Origin of the sequence: Pedobacter sp. Leaf170 (genome assembly GCF_920984665.1) — a bacterium.
GTDB lineage: Bacteria > Bacteroidota > Bacteroidia > Sphingobacteriales > Sphingobacteriaceae > Pedobacter.
On sequence record NZ_CAKLBP010000006.1, the window covers coordinates 256,129 to 281,517 of the forward strand.

A 25,389-nucleotide genomic window follows, 5' to 3' on the forward strand; every position below is an offset into this window, starting at 1 on the left:
AATCATTTGAAAAGCAAGTCCAGTATTCCATTTTAACGTTAGTCCTGCTTTCATTCAAATCTTTTTGCGATTGGAAGTTTAAGCCTTTAAAATACCTGCAACAAAAAGTATTTCCACTGCAATCAGGTTTAGTTAACTAAAACCAGTACTCAAAACTCAAGCAACACCTTTCCACCGCCCAAATCTTGATACCTAATACTAAATACTTGATACTAACTAAATACTAATTCATTACCTTTGAAACCATGAATTCTTACCTGATAAAAGCCGCCACGATTGTAAATGAAGGGCAAAAAATAGTTGCCGATGTATTAATTAAAGACGGATTTATAGCAAAAATCGGTCAAAATCTTTCTGCACCAAATGTGCAGGAAATTAACGCCGAAGGACAATTTCTTTTACCAGGAATGATTGATGACCAAGTTCATTTTCGTGAACCAGGTTTAACCCATAAAGCTGATATTTTTACGGAAAGTATGGCAGCCGTTGCCGGTGGAATCACTTCGTTTATGGAGATGCCAAACACCGTTCCTAATACATTAACGCAAGATTTACTTGCAGATAAATATGCAATTGCCGCAGAAACCTCATTAGCTAATTACTCATTTTATATGGGTGCAAGCAATGATAATATTGAAGAAGTTTTAAAAACCGACCCAAAAAATGTTTGCGGAATTAAAGTTTTCATGGGTTCATCAACCGGAAATATGCTGGTTGACAATGAAAAAACTTTAGAAAATATTTTCAGCAAAGCACCAATTTTGGTAGCTACCCATTGCGAAGATGAAGCAACTATTCGCCATAACCTTGCCGAATTTAAAGCTAAGTATGGTGATGATTTAACAATTGATATGCATCCTCTAATTAGAAGTGCAGAGGCTTGTTATAAATCATCATCTTTAGCTGTAGAATTAGCTAAACAACACCAAACCCGATTACATATTCTGCATATTTCTACAGCAAAAGAAATTGCCCTTTTTGATAATACAATTCCACTAAAAGATAAAAAAATTACTGCCGAAGCTTGTGTTCATCACCTTTGGTTTAATGATAAAGATTATGTTGCAAAAGGGAATTTTATCAAATGGAATCCTGCAGTAAAAACAGAGGCCGACCAAAATGGAATTTTAGCTGGCGTTTTAAATGATAATATTGATGTTATCGCAACCGACCATGCGCCTCATACTCTAGAAGAAAAAAACCAGGCTTATGCACAAGCGCCATCCGGCGGACCATTAGTTCAACATGCTTTACCTGCATTACTGGAAATGCATTTGCAAGGAAAAATTTCCTTAGAAAAAATTGCAGAAAAAACAGCACACAACCTGGCCATTTGCTTTAATATTGAAAAGCGTGGATTTATTCGTGAAGGTTATTGGGCCGATTTGGTTCTGGTAGATTTAAAGGATTCATGGAAAGTAACTAAACTTAATAATTTCTATAAATGTGGCTGGAGCCCTTTTGATGGCGATACCTTCCAGGCAAGTGTAACGCACACTTTTGTATCGGGTAATTTAGCCTACCAGAAGGGTAAATTTACTACAGACCAAATTGGCAAACGTTTAACTTTTGAACGTTAGAATTGTTATATTTGGTTATTAAGTATTACAGAAATGGAAACATTAATCGCACATCCAAAAAACGAAGAACAAGCTACTGCATTAAAAGCGGTAATGAAAGTTTTAAAGATTGATTTTGAAAGCGAAGACCGCCCGTACAATCCGGAATTTGTAGAAAAAGTTATTAAGGGTGTAAATTCAAGGAAATCTGGTAAACCTGGTAAAATAATTGACGCAAAAGCTATGTGGAAATAATTTTTTAATAACCCCTTAATTTACTGCATCCCAATTAAAATGAATATTGGTATGCAAGTAGAATTACACGAACAGGCAATTGTCGATTATGAGTTTTGGAGAAAATCGGGCAACAAATCAATTCAAAAAAAAATTGAACAATTAATTCTTGCCATTCGAGAGAATCCCTTCAATGGTATAGGCAAACCAGAACAATTGAAATACGGTTTAGCAGGTTTATGGTCTAGAAGAATCAATGAAGAACACAGAATAATTTATGATATTGTAGATAATATCTTACATATTTATTCGCTAAAAGGTCACTACAAATAATTAATGATAAATCGTTCCCTGCTCCTTAAAACTTTTATCTTAATAGGCTTTTCAATTACTATCTTCCTTTTCGGCTTCTTCCCCAACCTTATCCTTAAATATTACTCATCTGGTATTTATCCGTACATTTCATCAATTTTAAGATTCATTTCCTCAATATTTCCATTTACTATTGGCGATATTGTTTATGCGCTATTAATCGGTTTTGTACTTTACAAGATTTTCAGATTTTACAAAAAACGTAAATCATTAAAAAAAGTACACAGAATTACTATACCATTAGAAGTTTTAAATTTCTTCTTAATCCTATACATCGTTTTTAAAATTGCCTGGGGTTTAAATTACAGTCGCCCAAGTATTATCGAGGAGTTGGGCATTGGAGATGAAAAATATACGGTAAAAGAACTGATAATGTTGGGTAATTACTTTGTTTTAAAAGCCAATGATTTAAAATTGAAACAAAAGAAAATATCAAATTACTCTATTAAACAATTAGAGAATAGCTCTGCAATTGCTTATCAAATAATGGAAAAGAAGAATTCATTATTTAGGTATTCAAACCCTTGTTTAAAGGCTGTTTTAAACCCGTGGATTGTAAGCAAAGCTGGCATAGAAGGTTATTATGCACCCTTAACCGGAGAAGCTAATATAAATACAAATCTTCCGGATTTTGTGAAACCGTACGTTTCATGCCACGAAATTGCTCATCAATTAGGTATTGCTTATGAAGATGAAGCCAATCTTTTAGGGTACTTAACGGCGAGTAACAGTCCGGATTTGAACTATCAATACTCAGCTAATTATGAAATGCTGAGGTATATTTTGTTCGAAATAAGAATAAAATCTCCGGAAGATTACAAAATACTTTACGATAAATTATCAACCGGTGTTTTAGCAGATTTTAAAACTGAAAAAGAATTCTGGCGTAAATATAACGGTGAAATGTTTGGCTACATGGATACTGCCTTTGATAGTTTTTTAAAATTAAACAATCAGAAAAAAGGTATAAACAGCTATCAGGATATTGTAATTTGGCTTTGGAATATCCATAAGAATGAGTTGAAAGTTTAGACAGCCAAACTTATAACTTACAACTTTTAACCTATAACTATTACCCATGTATCGCCTCTCTGGTTCCGAAACTTTGAATTAATTCTCCTTCAAAATCTAACCATTCTTTCCAGCGTTTATCAACATCAACATCTGTGCTATATTTTCTGGCAAAATTTAAGAAGGTGGTGTAATGCGTTGCTTCCGAAATCATTAGCTCATGATAAAATTTGGCTAATTCTTCGTCTTTAATGTTTTGTGAAAGTACACGAAAACGTTCGCAACTTCTGGCTTCAATCATTGCAGCAAACAATAATCTATCAATAAAGGCCTGGTTTCTGCTACCATCTTTTTTACTGAATTTTACCAAACGACCTACGTAATCATCTTTGCGCTCGCGAGTTAAAGTGTAGCCGCGTTGTTTTATAATTTCAATTACCATCTGAAAATGTTGCATTTCTTCAATAGCAATGGCCGTTAATTCATCAACTAAATCCTGATGTTCCGAATTTTGAGTAATTAAGGTAATGGCGTTAGACGCTGCCTTTTGTTCGCACCAGGCATGGTCTGATAGGATTTCTTCTAAATTTGATTCAGCTATATTTGCCCAACGTGGGTCTGTTAATAATTTTAATCCTAACATGTGATTTTTAATTCGAATGGCAAAATTAAGAATATTTAACATACGTTTGGCATCTCCCTCAGATTTAGAAGATGGCCGCAGAGTTTGGATTTCAATCTGCGAAAATCAAAATTATCAGCGGGAGCTAAAAAAAAGACCTTATTTTGCAGAAATATTAGATTATGACTGCAAAAAAACTACTCATTATTGGATTTGTTTGGCCAGAGCCAACTTCATCAGCCGCTGGCACGAGAATGATTCAATTGGTAGATTTATTTTTGAATAGTGGTTATGAAATTACCTTTGCTTCAGCCGCTTCAAAAAGTGATTTCAGTTATGATTTTAGTGGAAAAAATGTTGTTGAGCAGGAAATAAAGTTAAACAATGAAAGTTTCAACTCATTTTTGAAAGAATTAATGCCAGATGTTCTACTATTCGATCGTTTTATGGTAGAGGAACAATACGGATGGCGAGTACAACAAGAATGCCCAAATGCATTAAGAATTTTAGATACCGAAGATTTACATTTTTTAAGAAGCGCCAGACAAATCAGCAATAAAAAAAACGGTGCCTTAAATTTACATAATGAGGTTGCTAAAAGAGAAATCGCTTCAATTTTACGTTGTGATTTATCGCTGATAATTTCAGAAATTGAAATGAACATTCTTCAGGAACAATTCAAAATTGACGGTTCTCTGCTATATTACTTACCATTCATCGAAAAAAAAATCACACCAGAAACCATTCATAATTGGATTCCATTTGAAGATAGGGCTGACTTTATTTTTATTGGAAATTTTTTACATGAGCCTAATTGGAATACCGTTCAGGTTTTAAAAACCAAAGTTTGGCCTGGTTTAAGGAAAGAATTACCTGATGCAACTATGAATATTTACGGTTCTTACGCATCGCAGAAGGTTTTACAACTAAACAATAAAAGCGAGAAATTTTTAATAAAAGGCAGAGCAGAAAATGCTCAGCAAACCATTGCTAAACATAAAATTTTACTGGCACCAATACAGTTTGGAGCTGGAGTAAAAGGAAAATTTATTGATGCGATGCAAGTTGGAACGCCATCTGTAACAACAACGATTGGCGCCGAAGCCATGAAAGGCTCGTTAAATTGGAGTGGTGTTATTGATGACGATTTAGATATTTTAATTGAGAAGACGGTTGAATTATATCAAGATAAAGGCAAATGGTTTAGCGCTCAACAAAATGGTGTAGAAATTATTAATGAACGATATGCTATAGAAGAAATAGCAAATAATTTTATGATGATTATAGAAAATTTTGACTTGGCAAAACACCGCCAAAACAACTTTATTGGTCAAATCTTAAATCACCATACAAATCAATCTACAAAATACATGTCTTTATGGATTGAAGAGAAAAATAAAAGCTAAATACAAATTACAGAGCTTTCTTTAGACTAGTTTAATTGATTTTTCTTCCTAAATGCAACTAAATTATGTTTTTAAACCTGATGGAAACGGCAGCTCCCGATTTTTCATCGGGACTACAGTGTACAGCAGGGCTGAATTAACCGAAAAGTGATGAACACTGCTTTTCGAAAAATGTAAAAACTTTAAGCTTTAAACAAATGCAGAAAAGCCCGTAATTGCCCGCCCAACGATTAAAGTATTGATTTCCTTTGTGCCTTCATAAGAATAAATGGCTTCAGCATCGGCCACGAATCGAGCCACGTTATATTCCAGTAAAATCCCGTTTCCGCCCATTACCTCGCGGGCTTTACTCACCACATCTCGTGTGCGCAATGAGCAAAAAACCTTCGCCAATGATGCATGTTCATCTTTTAACAACCCCTGGTCTTGCAACTGCGACAATCGAAAGCACAGCGTTTGCATAGCGGTTAAATTCGAGAGCATTTCTACCAAATGATTTTGAATTAACTGAAAAGATGCTATTGGTTTTCCGAACTGTTTTCGGGTTCTGGTGTAATCCAGGGCGTTTTCGTAAGCGCCGCGAGCGCAACCTACCGCTTGCCAAGCAACTCCTGCCCTTGTCATTTGCAAAACTTTTGCCGTATCCTTAAACGAATTTGCGTTTTGAAGTCTGTCACTTTCCTCTATCTCACAATTTGTTAAGGTTATAATTCCGTTCTGAACAATCCTCAAGGCCATTTTATCTTGCATCTTTTCTACTGCAAAACCTGGATTATCTTTTTTAACAATAAAGCCTTTTACTTCATTACTATCCTCATCGCGGGCCCAAATAATTAAAATATCGGCAAAGGTTGCATTACCAATCCATTTTTTCTGTCCATTTAAAATCCATTTTCCGTTAATTTGTTTACAAGTTGTAGTCAAGCCACCTGCCGCCGCAGAACCAACTTCAGGTTCGGTTAACCCAAAGGCGCCAATTATTTTAAATTTTTGCATTAAGGGTAACCATTGTTGCTTTTGTTCTTCAGACCCGCATAAATATATAGAACCCATTGCCAAGCCACTTTGCACGCCAAAAAATGTAGAAATTGATGTATCGATTCTGGCCATTTCCATTGCCAGAATGCCTTCCATTAAGTTTGATTTTCCTGGGCAACCATATCCTTTATAGGTTAAACCACAAATATTAAGTTCGGCTAGTTTAGGGATAATTTCAAAAGGAAATTCTGCTCTGTTCCAATAATGATTTACGATTGGCTTAACTTCCTTTTTCAAAAAAGCCCGAACTTTTAATTGCAATTCGCGATCTTCTTCTTTCAAAGCTTCATCACCTAACTGATAAAAATCGCCATCAATTGAAGGCAATTCTTTCTTTTTTCCAGAGCCGCCCATCATTTTCATCATGCCGGCAATTTGCTTATCATCAAGGCTTGAAATCGTTTCAACCATTTGCGGTAAGTTTACCTTTTTCGAAAGTGCATCTAACTTCGCAAAATCTACATGTTTAAAAAGATTGTAAGCGTTTTTTATGGATGAGAATATATTAGCCATAATTATTCGTTTTGAGAATAACAAACATGAGTCGATTTTGTTGCAAAGTGCGCTTAAGTGCGCTTTCCGGAGGATTTGAATATTTTTTTGAAAATTAAGATATAAGCATATTTTTATGCCCTAATTGAATTTTACGCTCCAAAATACATCCTTAATGCTCAAAAAATTATTCTGCAAACATAACTACAAAAGATCTACCGATAAATTATTAAAAATAGGACACAGTAAACACGGACCGCTAATATTGGCAGTTTTTGTTTGCGATAAATGTGGTAAAAAGGTTAAAAGATTACCTTAAATCGAACAAATTATCAACCCCTAAAAGTTTTCTGGAAGTAAATCCTTCGCCAAAAGTAGCACCAATACTTTTACCGAATTCTCTTGAGCGGCCAATAACCGTTTCAAAAAATTCTGGTGAAGAAATATAGGTTTGCAAACCATCAACATCCGGATTATAAAATTGAGTTTTAAAAGCTTTTATAGACTCGATTTTTTTATCCATGTGCTCCGAAATATCAACAATGATATCTGGTTTCAAATATCTGTCTTGGATGTATTGCAGTAGTAATCTTGGCCGATGAGCGGCTTGTTTTTGTCCCTCAAGTTCTGTTTCGATTTTTGGTAAACCAGATAAAAATACAGAATCATATACCAAATCGCCGGCTCTGCCATGGTCGGGATGGCGGTCTTCTAATGCATTACTTAAAATAATTTCTGGTTGATATTTTCTTATCGCCTTAATAACCTCTAAACGATGATATTCATCATTTTGAAAAAAGCCATCACGCAGCCTTAAATTTTCGCGTACATGTAAACCTAATATTTTTGCAGAATCTGCAGCTTCTTCATCACGAGTTTCGGCTGTACCTCTTGTACCTAGTTCGCCTCTGGTTAAATCTACAATTCCAACTTTTTTACCTAGGGCAATGTGCTTTAAAATCGTTCCCGAACAGCAAAGTTCTGCATCATCAGGATGAACAGCTATAACTAAAATATCTAACTTCATTATTATTTTGCATCCAGCAGGCGCTGAATTTTTTTCTTGATTTTTGAACTTAAGGGTTTTGTAAAGGGGAAAAAATAATCTTCTACTTCGCCTTTTTTATTGATAAGATATTTATGAAAATTCCACCTCGGTGTAGATGAAAGTTTGGCATTTTGCTTTTTATCACTCAAAAACTGATACAACGGATGGGCATGTGCTCCACGTACCATAATTTTATCGAACACAGGGAATTTTACACCGTGGTTTATTTCGCAAAAGCTACTAATTTCACTACCGGTTAAAGGCTCCTGCTTGCCAAAATCATTAGTAGGAAAACCTAAAATTTCAAAATCCTGATTTCCTATTTCATCTTTTAGTTTTTGCAATTCTCCAAGTTGGGGTGTAAAACCACACTCTGAGGCTGTATTTACAATTAGCAAAACTTTGTTTCGGAAAGCTGAGAGCGGTTGCTCCTCGCCTGTTATCTTCTTCACTTTAAATGAATAGATATTAGGAGTATTTTCTTTCATTCTTTAATTATTGATAGAACCCTGAAGCCCTAATGATAGATTCAATGTCTCTATCTTCGTTTATGTTGTACTCGCTTTTTAAATTATGGCCAACAACGCGGGCAATAACCTGGTAAGAAAACGCTGCGAAACCACCTTTTGTTTGCTTCACAATATCGTATGTTGTACGGCCCACTTCTCTATCAATAAGTTTTGTTAAAATTTTTCCTTGCGTAATCGTTAAATCTTTTATCTCACGATTAAACATATCCTTAATTTCCTTATCACACTGCTTAACTAAATCTTTTTGGCGCTTTTTCTCTGTTGTTGTAACTAAATCCCGCTCCAACTGCTCGTATCTGCGTTTTGCAAACAAGGCGTAAGGCATTACCTTTAAAACGTTGTAGCGCAAACGGTTATAAGCAGCTTGTTCTGCCGGCGATTTAAAAATATGAGGAGCTGTAATGGTAACATCATAAAGCTGCATCCATGGAATCATTACGCCATTATCATTTGTAGAGGCTACACGAATGGTATCTAGCTTACCCAATTTAGGGAAAACGGGCTCTGTATTTTCTTGTGCTTTCAAACTTGCACTGAAAATCATGACAAAAAATAGAATGATTAGCCCTTTAAATTTCATAAATTTATACCTTAACAAAGTTAGGGGTTATTTCATATATTAGGAGTTTTATAAAACTAATATAGGTTTTATTGAATAATAAGACGCAATATTTTACGCAAAAAATACAAATGAAAACAGAGTTAGTGATTGATTTAGAGGCCGAGAAGAAAGAAATATTAAAAAGATACCGGGCATTGCTCCGTGCAAGCAAATCCACATTACAAAAAGGAGATAAAAAAGAAATCAGAAAAGCATTTGATATGGCCTTAGAAAGCCATAAAGATATGCGAAGAAAATCTGGTGAACCATATATTTATCATCCAATTGCGGTTGCTCAAATTGCTGCAGAAGAAATTGGATTAGGTACAACATCTATAGTCTGCGCTTTATTGCACGATGTTGTTGAAGATACCGATATTACGCTTGAGGATATTGAACGCGAATTTGGCAAAAAAACAGCAAAAATTATTGATGGATTAACCAAAATATCTGGCGTATTTGATACAAATAGTTCTTTACAGGCAGAGAATTTCCGTAAAATGTTATTAACCCTTGCCGATGATGTTAGGGTAATTTTAATCAAGCTAGCCGATAGGCTTCATAATATGCGTACGATGGATTTTATGCCTCGCCATAAGCAGCTAAAAATCGCATCAGAAACCATTTATTTGTATGCTCCATTAGCGCATCGTTTAGGTTTATATGCCATAAAATCAGAACTCGAAGATTTATCAATGAAATATCTGGAGCCTGAAACTTACAAATTCATCGCAAAAAAATTAAACGAGAAAAAAGCAGAACGCAATTTATTTATCAAAAAGTTTGTAGAACCAATTGATGAAATCGTTTCTGAACAGGGTTTGCTTGCAAATGTTTATGGTCGCCCAAAATCCATTCATTCTATTTGGAATAAAATGAAGAAGAAAAATATTCCTTTTGAGGAGGTTTATGATCTTTTTGCCATCAGGATTATTTTGGATAGCCCTTATGAAAACGAAAAAGCAGATTGCTGGAAAGCATATTCTATTGTTACAGATTTATACCGCCCAAACCCCGATCGTTTGCGTGATTGGGTATCTTCTCCGAAAGGAAATGGATATGAATCTTTACACACTACGGTAATGGGTCCACGCGGGCAATGGGTTGAGGTACAGATACGTACACAACGAATGAACGAAATTGCTGAAAAAGGTTTTGCAGCACATTGGAAATATAAAGAATCGAGCAATGATAATGGCTTAGACCAATGGATTCAAAAAGTTCGTGAAATGCTAAATAACCCTGAAGCAAATGCTTTAGATTTTCTTGATGATTTTAAAATGAATTTATTCTCTGATGAGATATTCATTTTTACACCAAAAGGAGCTTTGATTCAATTGCCACTAGGTGCAACCGCACTCGATTTTGCCTTCGAAATCCATACTGATGTTGGAGCGACCTGTATTGGTGCAAAAGTAAACCATAAGCTGGTTCCAATTTCTTACAAACTTCAAAACGGCGATCAGGTCGAAATCATTACATCGAGCAAACAGGCTCCAAAAGAAGACTGGCTAAACGTTGTGGTTACAGCGAAAGCCAAATCGAAAATAAAATCATCATTAAAAGAAGAAAAAAGAAAGATTGCCGAAACCGGAAAAGAAATTTTAGAGCGTAAGTTAAAGTCATTAAAAATTACATACAACACTGATAATTTAAACAAAATCAGTTATTTCTTTAAACTTTCTTCAACGCAAGAACTATTTATACAGGTTGCGTTAGGAAAAATCGAACTGAAGGATATTAAAGAATATCTGGTAAGTGAAAAAGAAATTGAAACCCGTGGACCTGAGCGACCTGAAAATTTAAGTGTTGATGCCATAAAAGGCAAAATGAAAGGAACAGAATCAGACATTTTGCTTATTGGTGAAGACATGCAAAAGATAGATTACACGCTTGCTGCATGTTGTAACCCGATTCCTGGCGATGATGTTTTTGGTTTTATTACGGTTAGTGAGGGCATCAAAATACACCGTACAAACTGCCCTAATGCTGCCCAGTTAATGTCTAATTATGGCTACAGAATTGTTAAAGCCAAGTGGAATAAGCAAAAAGAATTAACTTTCTTAACTGGTTTACGCATTATGGGTATTGATGATGTTGGCTTAATTAATAACATTACAAAGGTAATCTCAAACGATTTTAAAGTTAATATGCGTTCGATTACTGTTGATACAAATGAGGGAATTTTTGATGGCTCGATAATGATTTTCGTGAATGATACTGAACATTTGGAGCAGTTAATAAAAAATTTAATGGAAGTACGCGGCGTAACAGGTGTTACCAGGTTTGATGCTTAGTTAGCCGGGAGCCAGTAGTTAAAGGGCACAAGTTTTAATTATTGTCTTAAAACTTGTAAATCCAAAGATTAATATCTTCAGACTTCTGTCTTCAAACGCCAGACTTATTACAACATTTCAACAATCAAAAGGTACAACAATCCAACAATTTAATTACCTTTGAACGGAGTTTAAAAACTATGTCAGAACAAAAAACAAATGAGCTGGTTCGTAAAATTTTTGAAGCTTATTTAGAGAACAAAAATCTACGAAAAACACCTGAACGTTTCGCAATATTAGAAGAAATCTACTCGCGAAATGACCATTTTGATGTTGAAACCCTGTACATTCACATGAAAAATCAAAAGTATCGTGTTAGCCGTGCAACGGTTTACAATACTTTAGAATTGTTAGTTTCATGTGATTTGGTTACCAAACATCAGTTTGGCAAAAACATGGCACAATTTGAAAAATCTTATGGCTATCGCCAGCACGATCATGTTATTTGCATTGAGTGTGGTAAAGTGGTCGAGTTTTGCGATCCGCGTATTCACCAGATTCAAACCATGGTTGGCGATCTTTTAAAATTCGATGTTAAACACCACTCATTAAACCTTTATGGCTTTTGCTCAGATTGTAGCATGGCTAATAAAGTAAATCAGCACGCTGCTACAGCTGCTAAAATTGAAGCAAATTAAATCAATCAAAAAAAATAAAACCAGCTTAATTTTTTAATAATGACGCAAGTAGATGTACTTCTCGGCCTGCAATGGGGTGATGAAGGAAAGGGAAAAATCGTTGACGTTCTTAGTCCGAAATATGATCTTATTGCCCGTTTTCAGGGCGGCCCAAATGCCGGACATACTTTGGAGTTCGACGGTAAAAAATTTGTTTTAAATACTATTCCTTCAGGTATTTTTAACGATGATACCATGAATCTTATCGGTAACGGAGTGGTTATCGATCCAATTATTTTAAAAAGAGAGCTAGATAACCTGAAAAAAGCTGGTCATGATCCAGTTGCCGATGGCAAACTAGTTATCGCCCGTAAAGCTCATTTAATTTTACCTACACACCAGTTGTTAGATGCGGCAAATGAGGCTCGCATGGGTAAAAACAAAATCGGCTCTACTTTAAAAGGAATTGGCCCTACTTATATGGATAAAACAGGTCGTAACGGTTTACGCGTAGGCGATACCACACTTCCTGATTTTAAAGAACGTTATAAAAAACTGGTAGAAAAACACACCGAAATTCTTTCTCATTACGAATTCGAATATGAATTAGCAGAAAAAGAAGCAGCGTTTTTTGAGGCTATAGAATTTTTAAAATCTATACCACATGTAGATAGCGAGCATTTCGTAAATGGTTATTTAAAAGAAGGTAAAGCCGTTTTGGCTGAAGGCGCACAAGGCACTTTATTAGATGTTGATTTTGGTTCATACCCTTTCGTAACATCAAGTAACACAACAACTGCAGGTGCTTGTACCGGTTTAGGCATTGCCCCAAACAAAGTTGGTGCTGTTTATGGCATTTTTAAAGCCTACTGCACACGCGTAGGCGGCGGCCCGTTCCCAACCGAATTAGACAACGAAATTGGAGAAAACTTACGTGCTTTGGGTCATGAGTTTGGCGCAACAACAGGCCGTGCCCGTCGTTGCGGATGGATTGACTTACCTGCGTTAAAATATGCCATCATGTTAAACGGTGTAACCGAATTAATTATGATGAAAGCTGATGTGTTGGATACTTTTGATACCATTTATGCTTGTACACATTACGAATATAATGGCGAAACAATTGATTATATGCCTTACGACATTATTTCTATCGAGCCAAAACCAGTGCTAAAAGCTATTGATGGCTGGGCAACCGATGTTACTAAAATTACTTCTGTTGATGAAATTCCAGCTAAATTGAACGATTACATCGCATTCTTAGAAAAAGAACTAGAAGTGCCAATCAAATTTTTATCAGTTGGTCCGGATAGAGCACAAACATTAGAGTTATAATTTCCATTGTCCAACAGTCTGAAAGGCTCGTCATTTCGGGCGAAGCCGAGAAATCTTTATAATTAATTTAAAGATTTATTCACTTCAGTCTAAATGAAGATTTAATCAAAAAACATTTTAAAGCAATCCAAATTTGGGTTGCTTTTTTTTTGAAAAGCAATGCAAGTAAATCTATTTACGTTCAGTCCCGCCCATGTTTCAAGTTACGGTTTTAGGTTCTGCAAAAATTAAAGATTCTGCTTCCGTAAGCTTTCCACTTATGTCGGGTTAGTTACCTTTGCCGCTGCTTGAAAACCGAACAAAACATATCAAATTTTAAACAAAAGGCATTGCATTAGGCAAACCAATTTGGAACATAATTAACACCAACTTACCTAAATCGTCATTTCGAGCGAAGCCGAGAAATCTTTTAAAACTGGCACTAAGATTTCTCCACTACGGTCGAAATGACGGAATTAAGTTCTGTATATAGTCATTATATTTGGGTTGCTTTTTTTATTTGAAAAGCAATGCAAGTAAATCTATTTACGTCCAGTCCCGCCAATGTTTCAAGTTACGGTTTTAGGTTCTGCAAAAATTAAAGATTCTGCTTCCGTAAGCTTTCCACTTATGTCGGGTTTAGTTACCTTTGCCGCTGCTTGAAAACCGAACAAAACATATCAAATTTTAAACAAAAGGCATTGCATTGGGCAAACCAATTCGATGTTTGTTGTCTTTTAGATTCAAATCAGTATAAAGACCAATATTCTGCTTATGAATTCATCATTGCTGCTGGTGTACACGCTGAACTGAAAACTAGTGCTGGTACAGCTTTTAATCAACTTAAAACCTTTTACGAAAACCATAAAACCTGGCTATTAGGTTTTTTGAGTTACGATTTAAAAAATGAATTAGAAGATTTGCAATCAGCCAATTCTGATAAGTTAGGCTTTCCTGATTTGTACTTTTTTGTACCCAGATTCTTAATTGCTTTTAAAAATGGTATTGCAGAAGTCTTGTTGGGCGATGATTCCATCATTGATGAAATAAATTGTTATACAGTTAAAAAACCAACTACATTAACGAATCCTAAAATCAATCAAAAACTTTCAAAAGCTCAATACATCAATAAGGTTAATGGATTAAAAAACCACATCCTCCGTGGCGATATCTATGAAGTAAATTTTTGCCAGGAATTTTTTGCAGAACATGCAATCATAAACCCGGCAGAAACCTTTGAAACACTTAATAAACTATCTCCTACGCCTTTTGCAGGGTATTTTAAAATTTATAATAAATATATATTATCGGCTACGCCTGAGCGTTTTTTATGTAAAAGAGGCCCAACATTGGTATCACAACCAATTAAAGGTACAGCAAAAAGAAGCATTGATTTTGAAGAAGATGAGCAAATCAAAAAGAACCTGCAAAATGATGTAAAAGAACAAGCCGAAAACGTGATGATTGTTGATTTGGTTCGTCATGATCTTACAAAATCTGCCGTTAAAGGCTCCGTTAAAGTTGATGAATTATTTGGAATATATACCTTTCCACAAGTTCATCAAATGATTTCGACAATAAGTTGCAAGCTTAATCCAGAAGTGCATTTTGTTGATGCGATAAAAAATGCTTTCCCTATGGGCTCTATGACGGGTGCGCCAAAAGTTAAGGCTATGAAATTAATTGAAGAATTTGAAGTTTCGAAACGAGGAGTTTATTCGGGTTCATTTGGTTGCATTACGCCTAATGGAGATTTCGATTTCAATGTGGTTATCCGCAGTATCCTTTATAATCAAGAAAACAAATATTTATCATTTCAGGTTGGTGGAGCAATAACTTTTCAATCAGAAGCAGAGAAAGAATATGATGAATGTCTGCTTAAAGCCAGCGCAATTCTTAAGGTATTAGGAAATTAAGTCTTTAATCGTTGATAAACCTTTATTAATTACGTCAATTGCGAGGCAAGAAGCAATAACGATTGGCTTAAAGTTTCCTACAACAAAAAAAGGTTGAAAGCATTATACTTTCAACCTTAAACTTTTTACTTTCAACTTTCCACTATTTCTTATAATACTGTTGTGCTTCTGGCAAATATTTTTGAATTTGAGCAATGCGTGTTGCATCGCTTGGGTGAGTACTTAAAAATTCAGCTGGTTTTTGAGCTCCTGCAGAAGCCGCCGACATTCTATTCCAGAATGCGGGTGCATTTTGAGGATTATAACCTGCCATCGCCATAAAAATTAAGCCTAATCTATCCGCTTCTAATTCTTGGTTTCTACTAAATTTCAGCATCGCTACTTGTCCGCCGATACCATAACCTGCATTAAATACTGATTGTACTTGTGGATTTTTAGACAATGCTGCACCAGCTATTGAACCTAAACCTTGCGCAACCATTTCGTTAGACATACGTTCTGCCGAATGACCAGCAATTGCGTGTGCAATTTCGTGTCCCATTACAGTAGCCAAACCTGCATCATCCTGTGTTACTGGTAAAATACCTGTGTAAACCACAATTTTTCCACCTGGCATACACCATGCATTTTTCTCATTATTCTGAACAACGTTAACTTCCCATTGGTAATCTGCAATTAAATTACCATAGTTATTACTGTTCATATATGATTTTACTGCACTGATAAGTTTTGCTCCAACAGTTTTAACCCTTAAAGCTTGTGCATTAGATGCTGGTAAAACTGTACTTTTATTTTCATTTAAGAATGTACTATAAGCTTGAAAAGCCATAGGTAAAACCTGATCATTACTCACTAAATCGAATCTGCTTCGCCCAGTTAAAGGAACTGTCGAGCAAGAATTAAACAATAAAGCAGCAGCTACACCAGCTGTTAAAAATAACTTTTTCATAATGCGTTTTTAAAGGTTTGGTAAATTACCCTATGTGAAACATAAAGTTTACCAATAAGTTTTTAGTGAATGTGTTTTTGTTAATTAATTTGTCTTTTTCTTAAACAAATACACTTTAGATTCTTTGCCTTTCAGCAATCTTTCGAGATTTTTTTGGTGGGTTACCAGTATCAAAATACATACTGCCATGCCGTAAAGCACTTCAGATTTTATAGAAACCTGAAACAGAAATACAACACTTAACGGAAATGTAAAGCCAGCACAAATAGAACTTAGCGAAACATATTTTGTTAATAATAGCACAACCACGAAAACCAGAACACAAAGCATAGATGCGTGGAAGTTAACTGCCAAAATCATTCCAAAAAGTGTTGCGACTCCCTTACCGCCTCTAAAACCTGCAAAAATTGGAAACAAATGCCCCATTACTGCAGTTACACCTAAGGCAAGTTGGTAATTAACAAAAACTACAGAATTTTGCGGACCGGTAACAGACATACCAATAAGATAAGCGAGATTAGTTGCAGTGTAGCCTTTAGCAATATCAATAATCATTACGGCGATACCTGCCTTTTTACCTAGAACGCGGAAAGTATTGGTTGCGCCAGCGTTTCCGCTGCCATATTCTCTAACATCAACCCCATAAAAAGCCTGACCTAACCATACAGCCGTTGGAATAGACCCAAAAAGGTATGCAAAAAGCAGTGCAGTGAGAGAATATACCGTGACCATAGCCTACAATGATACAAAAAATAAGCTTTTCATTATATATCGAATTATAGATTAATATGCTTTCAAGCTCATATCTAAGCTTTTAACTGAATGTGTTAAAGCGCCCATAGAGATAAAATCTACGCCACATGCCGCATATTCTTCAACATTCTCTTCCGTAATGCCTCCAGATGCTTCGGTTATGAACCTGCCATCAACTAATTTTACAGCTTTAGAAAGATTTTCAAAATTGAAATTATCAAGCATGATCCTATCTGCCCCGCCAGCATCAAGTACTTGATTTAATTCCTCAATATTCCTCACTTCAATTTCAATTTGAAGAGATTTATTTTTTTCTTTAAGATATTTTCTTGCAGAATTAATTGCATTGCTAATACCACCGGCATAATCTACATGATTATCTTTTATCAAAATCATATCATATAAGCCTATTCTGTGGTTAACGCCACCGCCTATTCTTACTGCCCATTTTTCAAGATAGCGCAAACCAGGTGTTGTTTTTCTGGTATCTAAAAGCTTTGTTTTTGTGTTGCTTAATTTAGAAACTATTCTGTTGGTTTTAGTTGCTATACCACTCATTCTTTGCATGCAATTTAATACCAATCTCTCTGCAATAAGAATTGAATGTGTGCTGCCAGAAACCGTTAAAGCAATGTCACCAACTTTAACAACGACACCATCGTTCAGCAAAACCTCAACTTTTAAAGTTGCATCAACTTCTTCAAAAATTAATAGCGCAAGTTCAATTCCGGCTAAAATACCGTCTTCCTTAATAATTAATTTAGCTTTACCTTGTGTACTCGCCGGGATTGTAGATAGTGCTGTATGGTCGCCATCGCCAACATCTTCTGCAAGGGCATTTTTAATGAATTGTGATAGAAGTTCTTTATCCAAAATAATGGTTTTTACACCTCAAAAATAACAATAATTTGTGATTAGACAATTTAACCTTAAGAATGATTGACTTAATCTTTGGCCGGTTCTATTCTCAATTCGGTGATGAGAAAAGCATTATTAAATTTTTTCATCGTTATAGAAACTCTAAAGGTTTCTTTTGATGTGTTAAGCGATATTACACCAAACCTATAATTCTGGCTGTTATTTATCCGGTGGAAAATACTCGTTTTTGTTGGCTGGTGTTTGCTGAAAAAATCTTTAAGAATTTGTTCACCCTGTGCTTTAGAGTATACATCTTCTTCATCAATAATAATCAACTCTATAGTCGGCGCAAAATTTTTCGAAATTTCTTTGGAGTTTCCTGATCTGAAATATGAGGACAAATCATCTATAATATCAGCTTGAAGCCCAATTGAACTATATATTGGCGATAAGGCAACTAAGAATAAAAATAAGCTTCGGATCATTTTTGTACTATATACCGACCCTGTAGCTAAAATTATGCCATTAGCATATCAAAAAAAGGATTTCTTAATTTGTATAAGCTTCAATAAAGCTATATTTGCTTTGTAAAGATTTTATAAAACGCCAGTTATGTTAAAATGTTTTAAAATAAGCTTTACATTATTGCCGCTACCGCATAGCCTTTCTTCATAATCATAACGAAATCTATGCTTAAAAAACTTAAAACGAATGAAAAATAAAAAACTTGCTCTCCTTATTCTTGATGGATGGGGCTACGGAAAACACGACAATTCTGATGCTGCCTACGCTGCTAATACTCCATTTTTCGATTCATTGATTCAAAAATATCCAAACTCTAAATTAGAAGCATCTGGAGAAGCAGTTGGTTTACCTGCGGGACAAATGGGGAACTCGGAAGTTGGACACATGAATTTGGGCGCCGGAAGAGTAGTTTATCAGGAACTTGGAAGAATAAATAAAGCAATTGCCGACAGAGAATTACATAGCAATCCAATTTTAGTTAATGCTTTTGAATACGCAAAAGCCAATAACAAAGCAGTACATTTTATTGGTTTGGTTTCTAACGGAGGTGTACATGCACACATTGAGCACCTAAAGGCATTATGCGATGCCGCTAATGAAGCAAACGTACAAGATAGTTATGTGCATGCCTTTTTAGATGGCAGAGACACCGACCCAAACTCTGGTTTAGGTTTCATTACAGATTTAGAAAATCATATCCAAAATTCATCAACAAAACTGGCTACTTTAATAGGGCGTTATTATGCAATGGATAGAGATAATCGTTGGGAACGCGTTAAAGAAGCATACGATGTAATGGTTAATGGTGTTGGTGAAAAATCTCAGGATGCATTAGCAAGTATAAGAAAATCTTACAGCGAAGGTGTAACAGACGAATTTATAAAGCCAGTGGTTTTAACACAAGCTAATGGAGCGCCTATTGCAACCATTAAAAATGATGATGTTGTAATTTGCTTCAATTTTAGAACAGATAGAGGTAGAGAAATTACATCAGCATTAACGCAAAAAGATTTTCCAGAACAGCAAATGCATAAATTACCGTTGTATTATGTTACAATGACAACTTATGATGAAAGTTTTGAGCGTGTAAATGTTGTTTTTACAAAGGATGATTTAACTCATACTATCGGACAGGTTTTAGCAGAACAAGGCAAAAACCAAATCAGAATTGCCGAAACAGAGAAATACCCTCATGTAACTTTCTTCTTTTCTGGAGGAAGAGAAACAGAATTTGCAAATGAGAAACGTATTTTGGTGCCTTCGCCAAAAGTTGCAACTTACGATTTACAGCCAGAAATGAGTGCTGCTGGAATTACAGATGCCATAACAAAAGAAATGGAAACAGGTTGGGCAGATTTTATTTGCTTAAACTTTGCCAATCCGGATATGGTTGGGCATACTGGTGTTTTCGAAGCCGTGATAAAAGCTGTGGAAACTGCTGATAAATGCGCCGAAACTGTTGTGAATAAAGGTTTGGAAAATGGATATTCATTTATCTTGCTTGCAGACCATGGAAATTCTGAATTTATGGTTAATAAGGACGGTTCTCCGAATACGGCCCATACAACCAACCTAGTTCCATGCATTTTGATTGATAGCGATTATCATCAAATTGCAGATGGCAAATTAGGAGATATTGCGCCAACTGTTTTAAAAATATTAGGCCTAAACATTCCTGATGAAATGACAGGCAACGTTTTAATATAATGAACAAGAAATTAATATTTTTCGTATTTGCATTGGGTTTGCTTTCTTGCAATCAGGAAAAGCAAATAAAGGCAAATACAGATTTGTTATATTTTGATATTAAAGGATATTTTAAAAAAGAAAGTTTAAGACTACAGCAATTAAACCCGAATATTTTAAAAGAAGTAAATATTAATGGTTCTGCTGAAACTAAAAAGCTAACCATTAAAGACTGGGAAAAAGAATTTTCCATTTTTGCGAATGCAGATATAAATAAAGCATCGTGGAGAGGAAGTTTTAAAGTTCAGAAAAATGATGAGGAGGTAACCTACACATCCTCAAACAAAAGAATACCAATTAAGAAGGTAGCTGTAAAATATTTTGGAGATGAGGTTAAGAAAGTTGAAATCATTATTTCAAACAAAAATATCCTCTACACTTCTGGAGATAGCCTTATTTATTATCCGGACAGTTTATTTGTTATTAAGAAGCATCAAAAAATTAAACTTCTTAAGGCCAAAAAATATCAGGTAAAAGAAATATTTTAGACCAAAAAAGGGCGGAATGTATTAAACATTTCGCCCTTTTTTATGATTTTCAAACATTACTTTAAGCTTGCAATTTGTGCTTTATCATAAGTAATCCAATCAATTATATCTTTTCTTAATGGCTGCAAGGTTAAAACCTTTTGAAAATCAGCTATCGAATTATTAAACAAAGCAACGCAAGCTTGTTTTTCTAAGTTTTTCTTTGCTTTAAAAGATTTGAAGATTGCATAATCTTTATAAGCTAAACCCCTGTTTTGAAGCATTTGGGTATCCTCTTCCCCACTCAACTCGCTTGCTTTAGTAAAATCTTTAATTGCGGCCAAGTAAAAATTTTCTCTCAATGAATTTAAAGATTGCTTAGGGTCGTTTGCAACATTTAAGCGTGCTTTACCTCTATAGTAGTATGCCGAAACTTCGGTTGGTTTTAAAACAATTAAATTGCTGTAAGTTGTTATCGAATTTTCATAATCACCGCTTTGGTAATATGAATAACCCAGCATCTTTTGTACATTAACATTATTTGGGTCTTTAGCGCCTGCTTTTTCTAATTGTGTAACTGCTGTTTTATAGTCACCTTTTAGCATTGCATCCATTATTTTTTTATCAATGCTACTCTGTGCGTAACTACTTGTTGATGAGATAATAATTAACCCTAAAATGGTATGTTTAATAAAGTTCATGTACTAATAATAAGTTTACAAATCTAAAATTTCAACAGAAACATTAGAGAAATATTCACGCAATATAAATCAATTCTTAGAAAATTTAGTGCTTTAATTTTTTTACATTGACTAAAACACTTAAACAATAGCATTAACGTAAGAATTTACTTTATATGATATTTGGCGAATAATTTATAATTCTCTGCCTTTTTATCATAACCTAATACCAATTTAGGCCTAACATTAAATTAAATGAACTTTGGCACAGGAGTTGAATTTAATGTATATAGATTAAACACACGCAAATCACCAACGACTTAACTGCCAGTTTGTCGTTATAAAGAACAACAATGAGTAAACACGATATATTTGATTTTAATACAGCAATGCCGATTATTAATGAGGATACCGAATTTTTCCCGCTGATGTCTCAGCAGGATGAGGAAGATATGAATAACGAGGAAACGCCTGAAGTTTTAGCGATATTACCATTACGTAATACTGTTTTATTTCCTGGTGTTGTTATTCCTATCACGGTTGGAAGAGATAAATCAATAAAATTGATTAAAGAAGCTTACAAAGGCAATAAAATAATTGGTGTTGTTTCTCAAAAAGATGTTTCAATTGAAGATCCAACGTTTGAGCAACTTAATACAGTTGGTACAGTAGCGCACATCATTAAATTACTTCAAATGCCTGATGGAAATACTACGGTTATCATTCAGGGCAAACAACGTTTCAGTTTAATTGCTGAGGTTCAGAATGAGCCGTATATAACGGCAACAATTAAAAAGTTTGAAGAACAAAAACACAAAGCTGATAAAGAGTTTAAGGCATTAATTGCATCAATAAGAGAAATGTCGGCTCAAATTATTCAGCTTTCGCCAAATATTCCTACTGAAGCCAGCATTGCACTTAAAAATATAGAAAGCACTTCATTTTTGATAAACTTTATATCATCAAACATGAATGCCGAAATGGCTGATAAGCAGAAAATCCTTGAAATGGATAATTTGCTAAATAGAGCGCAAAAAGTGATGGAGCTTTTGATGGTGGAGTTGCAAATGCTTGAATTGAGAAATCAAATTCAGTCAAAAGTTCGTACGGATTTAGATAAGCAACAAAGAGATTATTTTTTAAATCAGCAGTTAAAAACCATTCAGGAAGAATTAGGTGGAAGTTCTGCAGATATCGAATTTGATGCTTTACAAGAAAGAGCTAAAAAGAAAAAATGGTCTAAACAAGTGGATACCCATTTTGATAAAGAGCTTGATAAACTTGGCAGAATGAATCCTGCTGCGCCAGATTATTCGGTACAGTTAAATTATTTGGAATTATTGCTTGATTTACCTTGGAGCGAATTAACTAAAGATAACTTTGATTTAAAGCGAGCCCAGCGGATTTTAGATAAAGACCACTTTGGCCTTGAAAAAGTTAAACAACGCATAATAGAATATCTGGCAGTTTTAAAACTGAAAAGAGATATGAAAGCGCCAATCCTTTGTTTGGTTGGCCCTCCGGGAGTTGGTAAAACATCTTTAGGAAAATCAATTGCCAAAGCCTTAGGGCGTAATTATGTTCGTATGGCACTTGGTGGTATCAGAGATGAAGCCGAAGTTCGCGGACATAGAAAAACTTATATTGGTGCAATGCCAGGTAGAATTATTTCATCAATTAAAAAAGCTGGCGCCGATAATCCTGTTTTTGTTTTAGATGAAATTGATAAAGTTGGAACTGATCACAGAGGCGATCCTTCATCAGCTTTGCTTGAAGTTTTAGATCCTGAACAAAACAACGCTTTCTATGATCATTACGTAGAAGTAGATTACGATTTATCTAACGTTTTATTCATTGCAACCGCAAACTCATTAAGCACAATTCAACCGGCTTTGCTCGATCGTATGGAAATTATCGAAGTAAATGGCTACACAATTGAAGAGAAAATAGAAATCGCAAAGAAATTTTTATTACCAAAACAAAAAGAAAATCATGGTTTAAAACTTAAAGATATTGTACTTAAACCAAGTTTGATTGAGAAAGTAATTGAAGATTACACAAGAGAAAGCGGTGTGCGTGGTTTAGAGAAAAAAATTGGTTCGTTGGTACGCGGTGTGGCAACTAAGCTGGCTATGGAAGAAGAATACAACGTTACCTTAACCAATGACGATGTAGAGCGGATTTTAGGTGCGCCAATCTATGATAAGGATTTATACGAAGGCAATGAGGTTGCAGGTGTTGTTACAGGTTTAGCCTGGACAAGCGTTGGTGGAGATATTTTATTCATCGAATCGAGCTTAAGTCCTGGTAAAGGGAAACTTACTTTAACGGGTAATTTAGGTGATGTAATGAAAGAATCTGCTGTTATCGCCTTAGCGTATTTAAGAGCACATGCAAGTGAGTTTGGTATAGATTACACTTTATTCGATAATTGGGATGTTCACGTACACGTTCCGGCTGGTGCAACGCCAAAAGATGGCCCATCGGCAGGTGTAACCATGCTAACAGCATTAACATCGGCCTTTACCCAGCGCAAAGTAAAACAACATTTAGCAATGACTGGTGAGATTACTTTACGTGGTAAAGTTTTGCCTGTGGGAGGAATTAAAGAAAAAATTCTTGCAGCTAAAAGAGCAAACATTAAAGAAATTATTCTATGCAAAAGCAACAGAAAGGATATTTTAGAGATTAAAGAAAGTTACATCAAAGACCTTAAGTTTCATTATGTAACTGAAATGAGTGAGGTAATTGAACTTGCTTTATTAAAAAATAAAGTTAAAAAACCGCTTGATTTAAGCATAAAAACAACTGCAATTGTTAATTAATACTCAATAATTTACAATTATTGAATTGCGTAGATAATTTATTCAATTACATTAAATACTTTTATAGTCCCGATAATTATCGGGACTTTTTTTATGAAATCATTTTTACTATCTACAATTGCAGTATTACTTTATTGCTCGGCAAGTGCGCAAAGCTTTAAAAATGAGTTTGGCTTTAAAACTGAAAACGATGCTTACCTCGCAACTTTAAATGATAGATATTATACCAATGGCCTATTTATTTACTACAGGCGAGCATTAAACCCAGCTAATTTAACTGAAAAAATAGAAAAGAAAACCTATGAAATTTCGGTTGGGCAAAAGATATATACACCTTATTGGGGAATGGTTGCTAACAAAGAAGATCAAGATAGACCTTTCGCAGGATACTTGTATGCCGGCGCTTCATATTCAGTTTTTTATAAGAAAGAAAGTTTAATTAAAACTTCTGTTGAAATAGGAACAGTAGGGAAAAATTCGCTTGCTCAAGGCGCTCAAGAATTCCTTCATAAAACGGTTGGCTTTTATACACCTGCCGGATGGGATTACCAAATCAGAAATGAATTAGCGCTCAACCTATCTGCGAGCTACAGCAAATTGCTTATCCGCTCCAACGATAATGTGGTAGATTTAAGTGGAAACGGATATGCAAATTTAGGAACAACATTCAGCGGCCTGGGTGCTTCAGCAGTTTTTAGAGCTGGTAGACTGAATCAGTTATTTAATTCTGCCAACCATAATGCAGTAATTGGAGAAGCTAAAACCAAGAGATTAAATAATTCGGAATTTTTCTTCTATTTAAAACCGCAATTAAATGTGGTAGCTTATGATGCTACAATACAAGGCAGCTTGTTTAAGAATAATAGTCCGGTAACATTTGGTATTAAACCTGTAGTTTTTGAACAGCAATTTGGTGTTAATTACAGCTCACAAAGATTTACGATTGATTTTAATGTGATTTTTAAAACCAAAGAAGTTAAAAGCGCTGCGAAAGCTCAAAATTATGGAGGTTTGAGCTTGTATTATAGATTTGGAAAGTAATTAATCAATTTCCGGTTTTTTACGTATTTCCTTTTTAGATGAATTTGCAGCTTTATTCTTTAGCCTCTTCTCAATAACACCTTTTGGAATTTTCGTTCGCTTTCGCTTCTTCTCAACCAAAAGCGATTTCCTTATCAAATCAATTAATTTGAAAATTGTTTTTTCCTTATTCATCAATTGACTCCTATCCTCTTGCGATACAATATGAAGCAAACCTTCTGCATCAATACGATTTGAGAGTTTATCTGACAACAATAGTTTTTCTTCATCAGATAAAAAATCTGCAGAGCTAATATTAAATATCAATTCTACTTTGCTCGAAACTTTATTTACATTTTGCCCACCTTTCCCGCCGCTTCTTGATGTTTTAAAAGATACACTTTTTAGGATTTGGGCTTTATCTGGAATCATAAATTTTTAAATATTTTAAAAATAAAAAGGTTTTATAG

General features: G+C 34.8%; 24 protein-coding genes. 13 read left to right on the forward strand and 11 right to left on the reverse strand.

Annotated elements, in window-relative coordinates:
- Positions 1-245 precede the first annotated feature (245 nt).
- The 4 genes from LUA90_RS15360 to LUA90_RS15375 are packed head-to-tail and all read left to right on the forward strand — an operon-like array spanning position 246 to position 3,197.
- Positions 246-1,580, forward strand: coding sequence for a dihydroorotase (locus LUA90_RS15360; protein WP_231491514.1), 1,335 nt, complete (start codon positions 246-248; stop codon positions 1,578-1,580).
- A gap of 33 nt (positions 1,581-1,613) precedes the next feature.
- Entirely contained in the window at positions 1,614-1,814 is a 201-nt protein-coding gene (locus tag LUA90_RS15365; RefSeq protein ID WP_231491516.1) for a DUF2683 family protein, read from the forward strand.
- 51 nt (positions 1,815-1,865) lie between these two features.
- Positions 1,866-2,126, forward strand: a complete 261-nt coding sequence (locus LUA90_RS15370; protein WP_231491518.1) for a Txe/YoeB family addiction module toxin — start codon at positions 1,866-1,868, stop codon at positions 2,124-2,126.
- Between the two features lie 3 nt (positions 2,127-2,129).
- A complete protein-coding gene (locus LUA90_RS15375) occupies positions 2,130-3,197 on the forward strand; it encodes a DUF3810 domain-containing protein (protein WP_231491520.1) in 1,068 nt (355 codons plus the stop codon).
- Between the two features lie 40 nt (positions 3,198-3,237).
- Here LUA90_RS15375 and LUA90_RS15380 read toward each other — a convergent pair whose 3' ends face one another.
- Entirely contained in the window at positions 3,238-3,819 is a 582-nt protein-coding gene (locus LUA90_RS15380; RefSeq protein WP_231491522.1) for a tRNA-(ms[2]io[6]A)-hydroxylase, read from the reverse strand.
- Positions 3,820-3,980: 161 nt separating this feature from the next.
- On the opposite strand from LUA90_RS15380, the gene LUA90_RS15385 reads away from it, so the two are divergent.
- On the forward strand, positions 3,981-5,204 hold the full coding sequence (locus LUA90_RS15385) for a glycosyltransferase (protein WP_231491524.1): 1,224 nt from the start codon (positions 3,981-3,983) through the stop codon (positions 5,202-5,204).
- 189 nt (positions 5,205-5,393) lie between these two features.
- On the opposite strand, the gene LUA90_RS15390 is transcribed toward LUA90_RS15385, so the two are convergent.
- The 4 genes from LUA90_RS15390 to LUA90_RS15405 all read right to left on the reverse strand — a co-directional run bounded on the left by LUA90_RS15390 (position 5,394) and on the right by LUA90_RS15405 (position 8,892).
- Complete coding sequence (locus LUA90_RS15390) at positions 5,394-6,755, reverse strand: acyl-CoA dehydrogenase family protein (RefSeq protein ID WP_231491526.1); 1,362 nt, start codon at positions 6,753-6,755, stop codon at positions 5,394-5,396.
- Positions 6,756-7,044: 289 nt separating this feature from the next.
- Positions 7,045-7,761, reverse strand: a complete 717-nt coding sequence (bshB1, locus tag LUA90_RS15395) for a bacillithiol biosynthesis deacetylase BshB1 (protein ID WP_231491528.1) — start codon at positions 7,759-7,761, stop codon at positions 7,045-7,047.
- Between the two features lie 2 nt (positions 7,762-7,763).
- The gene (locus tag LUA90_RS15400; protein WP_231491530.1) at positions 7,764-8,270 is read right to left on the reverse strand and encodes a glutathione peroxidase; all 507 of its coding nucleotides are present in this window, start codon (positions 8,268-8,270) and stop codon (positions 7,764-7,766) included.
- Positions 8,271-8,277: 7 nt separating this feature from the next.
- Positions 8,278-8,892: a DUF4294 domain-containing protein gene (locus LUA90_RS15405; protein ID WP_231465004.1), complete on the reverse strand. Its 615-nt coding sequence runs from the start codon at positions 8,890-8,892 to the stop codon at positions 8,278-8,280.
- A 110-nt stretch (positions 8,893-9,002) separates the two neighbouring features.
- On the opposite strand from LUA90_RS15405, the gene LUA90_RS15410 reads away from it, so the two are divergent.
- The 4 genes from LUA90_RS15410 (at position 9,003) to LUA90_RS15425 (ending at position 15,096) form a co-directional block, all read left to right on the forward strand.
- Positions 9,003-11,210, forward strand: a complete 2,208-nt coding sequence (locus LUA90_RS15410) for a bifunctional (p)ppGpp synthetase/guanosine-3',5'-bis(diphosphate) 3'-pyrophosphohydrolase (RefSeq protein WP_231465002.1) — start codon at positions 9,003-9,005, stop codon at positions 11,208-11,210.
- Positions 11,211-11,389: 179 nt separating this feature from the next.
- Positions 11,390-11,887, forward strand: a complete 498-nt coding sequence (locus LUA90_RS15415) for a Fur family transcriptional regulator (RefSeq protein WP_231465000.1) — start codon at positions 11,390-11,392, stop codon at positions 11,885-11,887.
- Positions 11,888-11,926: 39 nt separating this feature from the next.
- The gene (locus LUA90_RS15420; RefSeq protein WP_231464998.1) at positions 11,927-13,201 is read left to right on the forward strand and encodes an adenylosuccinate synthase; all 1,275 of its coding nucleotides are present in this window, start codon (positions 11,927-11,929) and stop codon (positions 13,199-13,201) included.
- Between the two features lie 638 nt (positions 13,202-13,839).
- On the forward strand, positions 13,840-15,096 hold the full coding sequence (locus LUA90_RS15425; protein WP_231491532.1) for an anthranilate synthase component I family protein: 1,257 nt from the start codon (positions 13,840-13,842) through the stop codon (positions 15,094-15,096).
- A gap of 142 nt (positions 15,097-15,238) precedes the next feature.
- On the opposite strand, the gene LUA90_RS15430 is transcribed toward LUA90_RS15425, so the two are convergent.
- From LUA90_RS15430 to LUA90_RS15445, 4 genes are all read right to left on the reverse strand, one after another.
- A complete protein-coding gene (locus LUA90_RS15430; protein ID WP_231491534.1) occupies positions 15,239-16,045 on the reverse strand; it encodes a M48 family metallopeptidase in 807 nt (268 codons plus the stop codon).
- Positions 16,046-16,129: 84 nt separating this feature from the next.
- Complete coding sequence (gene plsY / locus LUA90_RS15435; protein ID WP_231491536.1) at positions 16,130-16,777, reverse strand: glycerol-3-phosphate 1-O-acyltransferase PlsY; 648 nt, start codon at positions 16,775-16,777, stop codon at positions 16,130-16,132.
- 51 nt (positions 16,778-16,828) lie between these two features.
- Positions 16,829-17,671 (reverse strand): carboxylating nicotinate-nucleotide diphosphorylase, encoded by an 843-nt coding sequence (gene nadC / locus LUA90_RS15440; RefSeq protein ID WP_231491538.1) that lies wholly within the window; start codon positions 17,669-17,671, stop codon positions 16,829-16,831.
- 71 nt (positions 17,672-17,742) lie between these two features.
- A complete protein-coding gene (locus LUA90_RS15445; protein ID WP_231491540.1) occupies positions 17,743-18,141 on the reverse strand; it encodes a DUF4783 domain-containing protein in 399 nt (132 codons plus the stop codon).
- A gap of 226 nt (positions 18,142-18,367) precedes the next feature.
- Between LUA90_RS15445 and gpmI the strand changes: the two genes are divergently transcribed.
- On the forward strand, positions 18,368-19,888 hold the full coding sequence (gpmI, locus tag LUA90_RS15450; RefSeq protein ID WP_231491542.1) for a 2,3-bisphosphoglycerate-independent phosphoglycerate mutase: 1,521 nt from the start codon (positions 18,368-18,370) through the stop codon (positions 19,886-19,888).
- The gene (locus LUA90_RS15455) at positions 19,888-20,415 is read left to right on the forward strand and encodes a hypothetical protein (protein WP_231491544.1); all 528 of its coding nucleotides are present in this window, start codon (positions 19,888-19,890) and stop codon (positions 20,413-20,415) included. Before gpmI ends, LUA90_RS15455 begins: the two co-directional genes overlap by 1 nt.
- Positions 20,416-20,471: 56 nt before the next feature.
- On the opposite strand, the gene LUA90_RS15460 is transcribed toward LUA90_RS15455, so the two are convergent.
- The gene (locus tag LUA90_RS15460; protein ID WP_231464983.1) at positions 20,472-21,095 is read right to left on the reverse strand and encodes a tetratricopeptide repeat protein; all 624 of its coding nucleotides are present in this window, start codon (positions 21,093-21,095) and stop codon (positions 20,472-20,474) included.
- A 332-nt stretch (positions 21,096-21,427) separates the two neighbouring features.
- Between LUA90_RS15460 and lon the strand changes: the two genes are divergently transcribed.
- Both lon and LUA90_RS15470 read left to right on the forward strand, forming a co-directional pair.
- Positions 21,428-23,899, forward strand: a complete 2,472-nt coding sequence (lon, locus tag LUA90_RS15465) for an endopeptidase La (RefSeq protein ID WP_231491546.1) — start codon at positions 21,428-21,430, stop codon at positions 23,897-23,899.
- 93 nt (positions 23,900-23,992) lie between these two features.
- Entirely contained in the window at positions 23,993-24,940 is a 948-nt protein-coding gene (locus LUA90_RS15470) for a lipid A deacylase LpxR family protein (protein ID WP_231491548.1), read from the forward strand.
- Here the strand turns inward: LUA90_RS15470 and arfB are convergent, their stop codons facing one another.
- Complete coding sequence (arfB, locus tag LUA90_RS15475) at positions 24,941-25,351, reverse strand: alternative ribosome rescue aminoacyl-tRNA hydrolase ArfB (RefSeq protein ID WP_231491550.1); 411 nt, start codon at positions 25,349-25,351, stop codon at positions 24,941-24,943.
- Between the last annotated feature and the right edge of the window lie 38 nt (positions 25,352-25,389).

Coding starts and splice junctions, on each gene's coding strand:
- LUA90_RS15360 (WP_231491514.1), top strand. CDS start 246: ATGAATTCTTACCTGATAAAAGCCGCCACGATTGTAAATGAAGGGCAA.
- LUA90_RS15365 (WP_231491516.1), top strand. CDS start 1,614: ATGGAAACATTAATCGCACATCCAAAAAACGAAGAACAAGCTACTGCA.
- LUA90_RS15370 (WP_231491518.1), top strand. CDS start 1,866: ATGCAAGTAGAATTACACGAACAGGCAATTGTCGATTATGAGTTTTGG.
- LUA90_RS15375 (WP_231491520.1), top strand. CDS start 2,130: ATGATAAATCGTTCCCTGCTCCTTAAAACTTTTATCTTAATAGGCTTT.
- LUA90_RS15380 (WP_231491522.1), bottom strand. CDS start 3,819: ATGTTAGGATTAAAATTATTAACAGACCCACGTTGGGCAAATATAGCT.
- LUA90_RS15385 (WP_231491524.1), top strand. CDS start 3,981: ATGACTGCAAAAAAACTACTCATTATTGGATTTGTTTGGCCAGAGCCA.
- LUA90_RS15390 (WP_231491526.1), bottom strand. CDS start 6,755: ATGGCTAATATATTCTCATCCATAAAAAACGCTTACAATCTTTTTAAA.
- bshB1 (WP_231491528.1), bottom strand. CDS start 7,761: ATGAAGTTAGATATTTTAGTTATAGCTGTTCATCCTGATGATGCAGAA.
- LUA90_RS15400 (WP_231491530.1), bottom strand. CDS start 8,270: ATGAAAGAAAATACTCCTAATATCTATTCATTTAAAGTGAAGAAGATA.
- LUA90_RS15405 (WP_231465004.1), bottom strand. CDS start 8,892: ATGAAATTTAAAGGGCTAATCATTCTATTTTTTGTCATGATTTTCAGT.
- LUA90_RS15410 (WP_231465002.1), top strand. CDS start 9,003: ATGAAAACAGAGTTAGTGATTGATTTAGAGGCCGAGAAGAAAGAAATA.
- LUA90_RS15415 (WP_231465000.1), top strand. CDS start 11,390: ATGTCAGAACAAAAAACAAATGAGCTGGTTCGTAAAATTTTTGAAGCT.
- LUA90_RS15420 (WP_231464998.1), top strand. CDS start 11,927: ATGACGCAAGTAGATGTACTTCTCGGCCTGCAATGGGGTGATGAAGGA.
- LUA90_RS15430 (WP_231491534.1), bottom strand. CDS start 16,045: ATGAAAAAGTTATTTTTAACAGCTGGTGTAGCTGCTGCTTTATTGTTT.
- plsY (WP_231491536.1), bottom strand. CDS start 16,777: ATGGTCACGGTATATTCTCTCACTGCACTGCTTTTTGCATACCTTTTT.
- LUA90_RS15445 (WP_231491540.1), bottom strand. CDS start 18,141: ATGATCCGAAGCTTATTTTTATTCTTAGTTGCCTTATCGCCAATATAT.
- gpmI (WP_231491542.1), top strand. CDS start 18,368: ATGAAAAATAAAAAACTTGCTCTCCTTATTCTTGATGGATGGGGCTAC.
- LUA90_RS15455 (WP_231491544.1), top strand. CDS start 19,888: ATGAACAAGAAATTAATATTTTTCGTATTTGCATTGGGTTTGCTTTCT.
- LUA90_RS15460 (WP_231464983.1), bottom strand. CDS start 21,095: ATGAACTTTATTAAACATACCATTTTAGGGTTAATTATTATCTCATCA.
- lon (WP_231491546.1), top strand. CDS start 21,428: ATGAGTAAACACGATATATTTGATTTTAATACAGCAATGCCGATTATT.
- LUA90_RS15470 (WP_231491548.1), top strand. CDS start 23,993: ATGAAATCATTTTTACTATCTACAATTGCAGTATTACTTTATTGCTCG.
- arfB (WP_231491550.1), bottom strand. CDS start 25,351: ATGATTCCAGATAAAGCCCAAATCCTAAAAAGTGTATCTTTTAAAACA.